Origin of the sequence: Enterovirga sp., from assembly GCF_035325185.1 — a bacterium.
GTDB lineage: Bacteria > Pseudomonadota > Alphaproteobacteria > Rhizobiales > Beijerinckiaceae > Enterovirga.
This window is the reverse complement of record NZ_DAOLAJ010000111.1, coordinates 1-10,793: the sequence shown is the minus strand read 5'-3', so window position 1 is coordinate 10,793 and position 10,793 is coordinate 1. Positions and strand designations below refer to the sequence as shown.

The 10,793-nt window shown below is 69.7% G+C and carries 9 protein-coding genes; 1 reads left to right on the top strand and 8 read right to left on the bottom strand.

The window, feature by feature from the left end:
* A partial coding sequence (hpnH, locus tag PKD06_RS16610; protein ID WP_324382044.1) for an adenosyl-hopene transferase HpnH occupies positions 1-1,095 on the top strand: 1,095 nt, incomplete at its 5' end.
* 22 nt (positions 1,096-1,117) lie between these two features.
* Here the strand turns inward: hpnH and PKD06_RS16605 are convergent.
* The 8 genes from PKD06_RS16605 to dxs all read right to left on the bottom strand — a co-directional run.
* Positions 1,118-2,422, bottom strand: a complete 1,305-nt coding sequence (locus PKD06_RS16605; RefSeq protein ID WP_324382042.1) for an Nramp family divalent metal transporter — start codon at positions 2,420-2,422, stop codon at positions 1,118-1,120.
* 180 nt (positions 2,423-2,602) lie between these two features.
* Entirely contained in the window at positions 2,603-3,349 is a 747-nt protein-coding gene (locus tag PKD06_RS16600; protein WP_324382040.1) for a phosphorylase, read from the bottom strand.
* A gap of 34 nt (positions 3,350-3,383) precedes the next feature.
* Positions 3,384-5,375, bottom strand: a complete 1,992-nt coding sequence (gene shc / locus PKD06_RS16595; protein WP_324382038.1) for a squalene--hopene cyclase — start codon at positions 5,373-5,375, stop codon at positions 3,384-3,386.
* A complete protein-coding gene (gene hpnE, locus PKD06_RS16590) occupies positions 5,356-6,636 on the bottom strand; it encodes a hydroxysqualene dehydroxylase HpnE (RefSeq protein ID WP_324382036.1) in 1,281 nt (426 codons plus the stop codon). The genes shc and hpnE overlap by 20 nt, the downstream gene beginning before the upstream one ends.
* Positions 6,633-7,457 carry a presqualene diphosphate synthase HpnD gene (gene hpnD / locus PKD06_RS16585; RefSeq protein ID WP_324382035.1) on the bottom strand — a complete coding sequence of 275 codons (825 nt, stop codon included), beginning with the start codon at positions 7,455-7,457 and terminating at the stop codon, positions 6,633-6,635. Before hpnD ends, hpnE begins: the two co-directional genes overlap by 4 nt.
* A complete protein-coding gene (gene hpnC, locus PKD06_RS16580; RefSeq protein ID WP_324382033.1) occupies positions 7,454-8,329 on the bottom strand; it encodes a squalene synthase HpnC in 876 nt (291 codons plus the stop codon). The genes hpnD and hpnC overlap by 4 nt, the downstream gene beginning before the upstream one ends.
* Positions 8,326-9,315: a hopanoid-associated sugar epimerase gene (gene hpnA, locus PKD06_RS16575; protein WP_324382031.1), complete on the bottom strand. Its 990-nt coding sequence runs from the start codon at positions 9,313-9,315 to the stop codon at positions 8,326-8,328. Before hpnA ends, hpnC begins: the two co-directional genes overlap by 4 nt.
* Before the next feature lie 15 nt (positions 9,316-9,330).
* A partial coding sequence (gene dxs / locus PKD06_RS16570) for a 1-deoxy-D-xylulose-5-phosphate synthase (RefSeq protein ID WP_324382029.1) occupies positions 9,331-10,793 on the bottom strand: 1,463 nt, incomplete at its 5' end.

Genomic DNA, 10,793 nt, shown 5'->3' with positions numbered 1-10,793 from the left:
CGCTATCCGCTCGTGCTGATGCTGGAGCCGCTCTTCCGCTGCAACCTCGCCTGCGCCGGCTGCGGCAAGATCGACTATCCCGACGAGATCCTGAACCGGCGCATCTCGGTCGAGGATGCGCTGGCCTCCGTCGACGAATGCGGCGCCCCGGTCGTGGTGATGGCGGGCGGCGAACCGCTCATTCACAAGGACCTGCCGAAGATCGTCGAGGGCATCCTCGCGCGCCGGAAATACGCGATCGTCTGCACGAACGCGCTCCTGCTCGACAAGAAGATCGACGACTACAAGCCCTCGCCCTACTTCACCTGGTCGATCCATCTCGACGGCGACCAGCAGATGCACGACAAGTCCGTCTGCCGGAAGGGCGTCTACGAGAAGGCGACGGCCGCGATCCGCCTCGCCAAGGAGAAGGGCTTTCGGGTCACCATCAACTGCACCTTCTTCAACGATTCGGATTCGGAGCAGGTGGCGGCCTTCTTCGACACCGTCACCGCCATGGGCGTCGACGGGATCACGGTGTCGCCGGGCTACGCCTACGAGCGGGCGCCGGACCAGAAGCACTTCCTCAACCGGCGGACCACCAAGGAGCTGTTCCGCGGCGTCTTCCGGCGCGGCCGGATCGGGCGCGGCTCGAAGGCGGGAGGCGCGCGCTGGGCCTTCAACCAGTCGACGATGTTCCTCGACTTCCTGGCCGGCAACCAGACCTACAAATGCACGCCCTGGGGGAACCCGACGCGCACGGTCTTCGGCTGGCAGAAGCCCTGCTACCTCCTGGGGGAGGGTTACGCGAAGACCTTCAAGGAGCTGATGGAAGACACCAACTGGGACAATTACGGCGTCGGCCATTACGAGAAATGCGCCGATTGCATGGTCCATTCGGGCTTCGAGGCGACGGCGGTCGCCGACACGATCAGGCGCCCCTGGGCCGCGGCCATGGTGTCCCTGTTCGGCATCAGGACCGAGGGCGAGTTCGCGCCCGAGATCGACCTCTCGAAGCAGCGCCCGGCCGAATACGTCTTCTCGCGCAACGTGCAGCAGAAGCTGTCGGAGATGAAGGCCGAGAACGAGGCCAAGAAGGCCGCCGACGCCGCGTGACGGGCCGGGCGGCGGAAACTGCCTATGGCGAGCCGAGGATCGGAACGCCGAAGACGTCCAGCAGCAGAACGGCGTTGAGGCACAGCACGGCAACCGTCCCCGCGATCGCGGCGAAATCGGTTAGCCGGCCGTTGGCGAATCCTCCCATGATGTCGCGGTTGCGGGTGAACATGACGAGCGCGACCATCGGGATGGGCAGGGCGAAGGACAGCACCACCTGGCTGTAGACCAGCGCATCGGTGGGATTGGTGCCCATGAGCACCACGACGAAGGCCGGCGCCATCGTCACGAGGCGCCGCAGCCAGATCGGGATGCGAAACCCGACGAAGCCCTGCATGATCATCTGGCCGGCCATGGTGCCGACCGCCGAGGAGGAAATCCCCGACGCCATCAGCGAGAGCAGGAACATGCCGGAGGCCGCGCCGCCGAGCAGCGGCGTCAGGGTGTGATAGGCGGTGGCGATCTCCGCGACCTCGGCATGGCCGGCATGGAACGCCGCCGCGGCCATCATCACCATGGCCATGTTGACCGCGCCGGCCAGGGAAAGCGCCGCGACGCATTCCCGGTTCGAGAAGCGCACCAGCTTGCGCTTCTCGCCCTCGTCGCGCCCCGGGACGCGTCCCTGCGTCAGGCCCGAATGCAGATAGAGAGCATGCGGCATGACGGTGGCGCCGATGATGCCGACCGCGATGATCATCGCGGCCCCGTCCGGCATGGAGGGCACGACCACGCCGCGGGCGGCCTGAGCCCAATCGACCGGGGCGATCACGAGCTCGACCACGTAGCAAAGGCCGATGATCGCGACGAGGGCGCCGATCACCAGCTCGATCGGACGGAAGCCGCGGCGTTCGAACAGCAAGATGCCGTAGGTCACGATGGCGGTGACGGTCATTCCGCCGAGCAGCGGCATCCCGAAGAGCAGCGACAGGCCGATCGCGCCGCCGAGGAACTCGGCGAGATCCGTGGCCATGGCCGCGATTTCGCTGACGATCCACATCGCGAGGCGGACCGGCCGCGGGAACCTGTCGCGGCACATCTCGGCGAGGTTCCTGCCGGTGGCGATCCCGAGCTTCGCCGAGAGCGCCTGGAACAGCATGGCGATGAGATTCGCCATCAGAACGACCCAGAGCAGCGCGTAGCCGTAGCGGGCTCCGGCCTGGATGTTCGTGGCGAAATTGCCCGGGTCCATATAGGCGATCGACGCGATCACCGCAGGGCCGGCAAAGAGCAGGGTCGATCTCACCCCGCGGCGGCGGCCGGCCAGCACCTCGCGGATCTGCTCGGTCGTCCGTTCCGAGAGCGTTGGCCGGGACGCCATGCCGGTCATCGGCTGCTTCGGCCGGCCATGAGGACGTGACGGGGGCAAGGGTCCCAGCGGCGCCCTTCCGCGCCGCCCGTTTCGGCTCCGCTCACGCGAGCGGGGCGGGGGCGCAGATCCCCTTCGCGGCGTGCCGTCGTCGATCCGCCAAGCCTCAACTCGCGCCGCCTCGATGATGCCGGAGACATTCTAGTCGATAGTTTCACCCCGCCGCCCTGTCAATAGATGCGAATCATTCGCAACTGACGCAGGATGGGAAGAAGGGCCGGCGGGCGGCAGGCCGAGGCGAAGAAGATCGCCGACACGGCGCAGGGCCCCGAAGGCGGTCTTCGCGTCCCTGGCCGTCCTCAGGAGCGCGGGGAGTTGCCGGGGATCGCGGGCGAGTCCCGCGACCACGCCGGCCACGTCGACTGATCCGTCCGGCCGCATGGCGGAGCCGGCAAGGGGGGGCAGGTCGCGGCCCGCGGGATCGGAAATGACGCGCAGCGCCGCGAAGGGAAGGACGCGGCGGCTCGCATAGGCGGCCGCAACATGCGATTCCATGTCAACGGCGCTCGCGCCGCTCCGCGCGAGGTCGTGTTTCGCGGCCTTCGTCAGGACGGGAACATCGCTGCCGACGATGTCGCCATCCGACCAGGGCAGCGACCGCGCGCCGCAGGCCGCGCGCCAGTGCGAGACGAGGGATCGGTCCGCCGGGTAGCGGCGAGCGTCGTCTCCGAGAACAGCCTGGGGCACGAGGGTGGTTCCGGGCTCGAGGTCGTCGGCCAGCGCTCCGGCGAGCCCAAAGCTGACGACCGCCTCGAAGGGCGTCCGGTCGAGAGCGGCGAGCCTGCCTTCGAGCGCCCTGCGATCGCCGCCGCCGGCCACGGTCGCGACGCCCGCCCCCTGGGCGATGGCTGCTTCGCGGCGCAAGCCGCAGACGACGAGAATCGTCATGGCGCGAGCCCTTCCGCATCAGCGGGACGAAACGCTACAGCCCCCAAGCCACCTGCCGGGCATTGGAAGCCTTGAGGTTCCGGTAGCGCGCCATGGCCCAGAGCGGGAAATATTTGGGATAACCATGGTAGCGCAGGTAGAAGACGCGCGGGAAGCCGCCGCCGGTATAATATTCCTGGCCCCAGAGCCCGTCCTCCTCCTGCGTCTTCAGGAGATATTCGATGCCGCGCGCGACCGCCGGATGGTCGACCTCGCCGGCCGCCATCAGGCCGAGAAGCGCCCAGGCGGTCTGGGAGGCGACCGAGGAGAAGGGCTCGTGGCCGGCATAGTCGAGCTTGTAGCTCGCCGCATCCTCGCCCCAGCCGCCATCCGGGTTCTGGATCGAGACCAGCCATTGGGCGCCCTTGCGCATGCTCGGCGCGGAGGGCTCGATGCCGGCCGCATTCAGCGCGCAGAGGGCCGACCAGGTGCCGTAGATGTAGTTCACGCCCCAGCGCCCGAACCAGCTTCCGTCCGGGAGCTGCTCGCTCTCCAGGTAGCGCAGGGCCGCCTGCATGCGCGGCGAATCCTTCGGCTCGCCGAGCTGGGCCAGGAAGCCGATGCAGCGCGCCGTGACGTCGACGGTCGGCGGGTCGAGCAGCGCGCCGTGATCGGCGAAGGGGATATTGTTGAGGTAGTGATAGGTGTTGTCGGCGTCGAAGGCGCCCCAGCCGCCGTTTTTGCTCTGCATGCCCTCGATCCATTCGAGGGCGCGCCGGATGGGCTCCTCGAAGGAGGGGCCGTCCGCGAGCTTCGGCTTCAGCCGGTCCATGGCCAGGGCGACGACGGCGGTGTCGTCGGTATCGGGGTAGTGGGCGTTGCCGTATTGGAAGGCCCAGCCGCCCGGCCGCAGGCCGGGACGCTCCTGCGCCCAGTCGCCTTCGAGATCGAGAATCTGGTGGGGCTTCAGCCAGCGCAGGGCCTCGCCCGCTGCGGCCTCGGCGCGCGCATCGCCCGTCTCCAGCATGGCATGGGCGGCGAGCGCGGTGTCCCAGATCGGCGAGACACAGGGCTGGCAATAGGCTTCGTCGTCCTTCTCGACGACGAGCTTCGCGAGGGCGCGCCGCGCGACGGCGTAATCGGGGTGATCGGGCGCGTAACCGAGCGCGCGGAACATCATCACCGAATTGGCGATGGCGGGATAGATCGCTCCGAGGCCGTCCTCGCCGTTCAGGCGCTCGGTCGTGAAGCGGACGACCTCGGCAATGGCGCGCTGGCGGCCCTTCTTCGGCCAGGCCTTGTCCGCGCCCTTCAGGATGACGTCGAGTCCGCCGAAGAAGGCCGCCCAGCCGGGCTTCACGTGGCTCTTCTTCTTCGGCGGCTTCTTCGCGCCCTTGGGGAGGAAGAGTTCCGGCACGCCGATGCCGCGCGGGTTCTTCGCCTGCGGCTTCAGCGCCATCAGGACGAGGAGCGGCGCCAGGACCGTTCGCGCCCAGTAGGACATCTTGGAGAGATGGATCGGGAACCAGCGCGGCAAAAGGATCATCTCGACGGGCATCGAGGGGATCGTGCGCCAGGGAATCTGACCGAACAGAGCGAGCTGGATGCGGGTGAAGACATTGGCTTCCCCCGCCCCGCCATGGGCAAGGGCGGCCTCGCGCGCCCGCACCATATGCGGCGCGTCGGGATCGTCGCCGATCATCTTGAGGGCGTAATAGGCCTTCACCGTCGCCGAGATGTCGAAGGCGCCGCCGTGGAAGAGCGGCCAGCCACCATGCTCGCCCTGGATGCGGCGCAGATAGCGCCCGATCTTGGCCTCGAGCCCCAAATCGGGCTCCTCGCCGAGGAAATGGTGCAGGAGGACGTATTCGGCGGGGATCGTGGCGTCGGCTTCCAGCTCGAAGCACCAATGCCCGTCCTCCTTGCGCGCGGCCAGCAAGGCAGTTGTCGCGGACGCGACGGCGACGTCGAGAGAGGCGGCGAGGGAGCCGTGATCGGCTTTGATGGGGCTGACGAAATTCACGATGTCACGCTCTTGCCACGACATCTCCCGGAGCGCCACTATTGCGTTGCAGCAAGCTCGCGGCAGCCATGCCCGAGCGGATGGCTCCCTCGATGGTGGCGGGGAGGCCGGTGGCCGTCCAGTCACCGGCGAGGACCAGATTCGCGAGGTGCGTCGCCGCACCGGGTCGGAGCGCATCCATGGCCGGGGTGGCCGCGAAGGTCGCGCGCTTTTCCCTGACGATCTGCCAGGGCGGCAGGGGCGAGCCGCCCCGTCCCGCAAGCGGGGCGATCTCGCGCCAGATCGCCGCCGCGAGATCTTCGCGCGGCATGTCGAGCAGCCGGTCGGCGGCGCTGATCGTGACCGAGAGCCGGCCCGGATAGGCGAAGAGCCATTCCGCCACGCCCCCGACGATGCCGAGGATCGGGGGACGGCCGGGCGCGGCTTCGGCGGCGAAATGCGCGTTCACGATGGCCCTGTGCTCGGTCGGCACGGAGAGGCCCGGCAGGATCTCGGCCGCGACCCAGGGGGGGACGGCGAGCACGATCCGGTCCTCGCGTCCGAGCGCGATTTCGCCATCGGCGAAGAGGGCCGCCGCGACCCGGCCTTCCTCGATCTGGAGGGCCCTCAGCCGCGTCCCGAAGCGGATTTCTGCTCCCTGTGCGCGGAGCCGGGCGAGGGCCGGATCGACGAAGGCGGCCGATAGCCCGCCCGTCGCGACCATGGGCCGGCAGGCCGTGCCCCCCGCGCCCAAGGTCTCGCGCAGGACCCGGGCCGCGAGTCCGGCCGCGCCCGCCTCGGCCTCGGTATTGAGGATCGCGACCAGGATCGGCCGCCAGAGCTTTTCCCAGAGGGGTCCCTCGCAGGCCATGGCCTCGCCGATGGAGGCGCCCGGATCGGCCTTCAGCAGGCTCAGGGGAGCGAGATATTCGGCGGCGCGGGTGCCCGGGACCCGGCGGGAAGGCACGAGCACCCACCAGGGCAGCCGGCCCGCATTGGGCCGCAGGCGCCAGCTTTCGCCGTTCCGAAGATCGACGAAATCGAACGAGGCATCCGGCGCGACGGAGACCGCTCCGAGGCCGCCGGTCCGGCGCAGATAACCCATCGCGGCATGGTTGCCGGAGAGAAGGAGATGGTTGCCGTTGTCGATGTCGAGCCCGAGCGCGGCGTCGCGATAGGAGCGGCAGCGCCCGCCCGCGGCCTTCGCGGCCTCGTGCAGGACGACGCGCGTGCCGCTTTCCGACAGCGCGACCGCGGCGCTGAGTCCGGCGAGGCCCGCGCCGACGATGTGAATCGTCTCGGTCACGGCAGGAGTTGGCGCAGGAAGGCGGCCAGCATCCGGTCCTTGCGGACCTTGACCGGCCGGCGCGGCGCCGCGAAGCCGCGCTTCAGGAGGTCGTCAAGGACGCCCCGATAGGCGGCTTCCATCAGCCGCGGCGCTCGCACGAGGTTGCGCTGCTGGGGCCTCATGACGAGATCGGCGCTTTCGTAGTGGTCGCGGGCACGGGCGGCGACCTCGCGGCAGGCCGCATCAAGCCCGGGATGGGCGAGAACCACGGCAGGCGAGAGATCGCTCATGCCCGCCGCCAGCAGCGCCTCGCGGGGCAGGTAGAGGCGGGAGATCGAGGCATCCTCGTCGAGGTCGCGCAGGATGTTGGTGAGCTGGAGGGCGCGGCCGAGATGGTGGGCGAGGGCGTCGGCCGGCTCGTCGGCGAGGCCGAAGACCCGCGTAGAAAGGCGGCCGACGGCGCTCGCCACCCGGTCGCAATAGATGTCGAGCGTGGCCCAGTCGGGAGCCTGGATATCCTCCTCGACATCCATCTGCATGCCGTCGACGACATCGTGGAAATGGGCTCGCTCGAGGCGGAAGGGCCGGATATGCGGCGCCAGCATCGCGGTCACGGGCCGGATTTCGCCCCGATAGAGGGCGTCGATGTCTTCCCGCCAGCGCTCCAGCGCAGCGCGGCGCTCGGGCCGCGGTCCGCCGTCATCGGCGATGTCGTCCACGGCCCGGCAGAAGGCGTAGATGGCGAACATCGCCTCCCGCTTCTCCTTCGGCAGGATGCGCATGCCGAGATAGAAGGAGGAGCCTGCGGCAGGGAGGGCGGGGGCGGGCGCCTCGCTCACGGCGTGGCCCCGGCGCGCAGGGCGGGGGCCTGGCGGCGCTGCCAAGCGCCCCGCAGGACGCCCAGTCCCGCCCGGAGCAGCGCCTCCGGCTTGCCCGCATGGACCCGCTCATGCAGCGGATCGCGGCGGCGCAGCTTGTCGACCAGCGCCTCGGCAAGGCTTTGGATCACGGCCACTTCGAGGCCGAGCCGCCGGTCCCGCAGCACGGCCGGGAAAACCCGGCTCGTCTCCAGGAGGCCGGCCGTGCGCCCGGCCAGGTCCCGGATCACGGCGAGGAGGGCAGGGGAGGAGCGCGCCCCCCCAAGGTCCTCGACCCGCGCTCCATGGGCGGCCATCGCGTCCTCGGGAAGATAGACGCGGTCGATCTGGCGGTAATCCTTGCCGCAATCCTGGAGGTGGTTGATCACCTGGAGCGCCGCGCAAAGCGGATCGTTGGCGGCCCAGGTCGAGCGGTCCTCGCCGTGCACGTCCAGCACGTAGCGGCCGACCGGCATCGCCGAGAGCGAGCAGTAATGCATGAGATCCGCCCAGTCGCGGGTGCGCGACTTGCGGGCATCGAGCCGGAAAGCGTCGAGGAGTTGCTGAGCGTGGACCGGCGAAAGGTCCCGCTCGGCAAGGATCCGCCGCAGGGGCTCGGCCTCGGGGTCGGCCGGGCCCGTGCCGAGGAGAGACGCCTCCAGCCCGTCGAGAAGGCGCAGCTTCTCGTCGGCCGTGAGGGTGGCATGGTCGGCGACGTCGTCGGCCGCTCGCACAAAGCGGTAGAAGGCGAGGATCGCCCCGCGGTGGCGGGGATGGATCAGGCGCGAGGCGACCGGGAAATTCTCGTCCCTGTGGCCCTTGCCGGATTTCGCCGCGCTGGCATCCAGGGTCATGCGAGATACCCCGCCGCCTCGAACCAGCCGATCGCGTCCGCAAGCCCCTCGGCATAGGGCCGCGAGACATAGCCCAGTTCCCGGCGCGCCTTGGCGTCGTCGAAGAACATCCGGTAGCCCGCCATGCGCAAGGCGTCGCGGTTGACGAAGGGCTCGCGGCCCGTCCGGCGGGCGAGGGCCTCGGCGCCGAGCGCGATCGGCCAGATCGCGTGCCGGGGCAGGCGCAGCCAGGGTGCGCGCCGCCCGGTGAGCCGCGCGATCTCGGCCAGCATCCGCGAGAGCGGGACGTTCTCGCCCCCCAGGATGTAGCGCTCGCCGACCCGCCCCAGGCGGAGCGCGGCGAGGTGTCCTTCGGCGATGTCGTCCACATGGGCGAGGTTGAGGCCGGTATCGACATAGCCCGGCATGCGCCCGCGCGCGGCCTCGACGATGACGCGCCCGGTCGGCGTCGGCCGCACGTCGCGCGGCCCGATCGGGGTCGAGGGGTTCACGATGACGGCCGGAAGGCCGTTCCGCTCGATCATCTCCTCGACCGCGCGCTCGGCCAGCACCTTGCTGCGCTTGTACATGCCGACGGCCCGGTCAGCCGAAAGCGGGCGCGATTCGTCGTGTCCCGGCGTGATGGTGGCGACCGACGAGGTATAGACGATCCGCTCGACGCCTGCGGCGAGGGCCGCCTGCATCAGGTGGCGCGTTCCCTCGACATTGGTCCGCTCGACCTCCTCGGGGCGCGGTGCCCAGAGCCGGTAATCGGCGGCGGCGTGGATCAGGTAGCGCATGCCGGCGAGCGCCGGCCCAAGGCTGGCCGGATCGTTCAGGTCGCCTTCGGCGACCTCGTCGCGCGGATCGAGATTGGTGCGGGGGCTCGCGGCGCGGACGAGCACGCGCACCCGCAGCCCGCTCTCGCGGGCCGCCTTCGCGATCGCCGAGCCGACGAAGCCCGAGGCGCCGGTGACGAGGACCGTGCCGCTCTCCTGAGCCGCCATGTCACGCCACGCCCCTCAGGCGCGCGCCTTCAGCGCACTGCTGCTGCCGAGGGCCTCGAAGACGCGCCGGACGATCGCCGCCGAATCGAGCTGCGCTTGGGCGTACATGCGCTCCGGCTTGTCCTGGTCGATATAGATGTCGGGAAGCACGAGCGAGCGGACCTTCAGCCCGCGGTCGAGCGCGCCCCTCTCGGCGAGAAGCTGGAGCACGAAGGAGCCGAATCCGCCGACCGAGCCCTCCTCGATCGTGAGCAGCACCTCGTGCTCGCGGGCGAGGCGCAGGATCAAGGCCTCGTCGAGGGGCTTGGCGAAGCGGGCATCGGCGACGGTGGTCGAGAGGCCCCGCGCCTCCAGGTCCTCGGCCGCCTTCAGCGCTTCCGCGAGCCGCGTGCCGAGCGACAGGATGGCGATGCGCGTGCCTTCGCGCATCACGCGGCCCTCGCCGATCTTCAGGATGCGGCCCTGCTCGGGCATTTCCAGGCCGACGCCCTCGCCGCGCGGGAAGCGGAAGGCGATCGGACCGTCGTCATGGGCTGCGGCCGTCGCCACCATGTGGACCAGCTCGGCCTCGTCGGCGGCCGCCATCAGCGTCATGTTGGGCAGGCAGCCGAGATAGGCGATGTCGAAGGAGCCGGCATGGGTGGCCCCGTCCGCCCCGACGAGGCCGGCCCGGTCCATGGCGAAGCGGACCGGAAGGTTCTGCAACGCCACGTCATGCACGACCTGGTCATAGGCGCGCTGGAGGAAGGTCGAGTAGATGGCGCAGAAGGGCTTCAGCCCCTCCGTCGCCATGCCGGCCGCGAAGGTGACGGCATGCTGCTCGGCGATGCCGACATCGTAGGTGCGGTCCGGGAATTCCCGGGCGAAGTGGTCGAGCCCGGTGCCCGAGGGCATGGCGGCGGTGACGGCGACGATGCGCGGGTCCCGGCGCGCCTCCTTGACCAGGCTTTCGGCGAAGACCTTGGTGTAGGCGGGGGCGTTGGCCTTGGCCTTGGCCTGGGTGCCCGTCACGACGTCGAAGGGCACGACGCCGTGATACTTGTCGGCCGAAGCCTCGGCCGGGGCGTAGCCCTTGCCCTTCTGCGTCACGACATGGACCAAAATCGGCCCCGTCTGCGTATCGCGGACGTTCTTCAGGACCGGCAGGAGGTGGTCGAGGTTATGGCCGTCGATCGGGCCGACGTAATAGAAGCCGAGCTCCTCGAAGAGCGTGCCCCCGGTCATGAAGGCACGGGCGAATTCCTCGGCCTTGACCGCCTTCTCCTGGAGGAAGCGGGGCAGCTTGTCGGCGAGGTGCTTGGCGATCTCGCGGATGGAGCGGTAGGTCTTCCCCGAGACGAGCCGGGCGAGATAGGCCGACATCGCCCCCGTGGGGGGCGCGATCGACATGTCGTTGTCGTTGAGGATGACGATGAGCCGGCTCTTGAGGTGGCCCGCATTGTTCATGGCCTCATAGGCCATGCCCGCCGACATCGCCC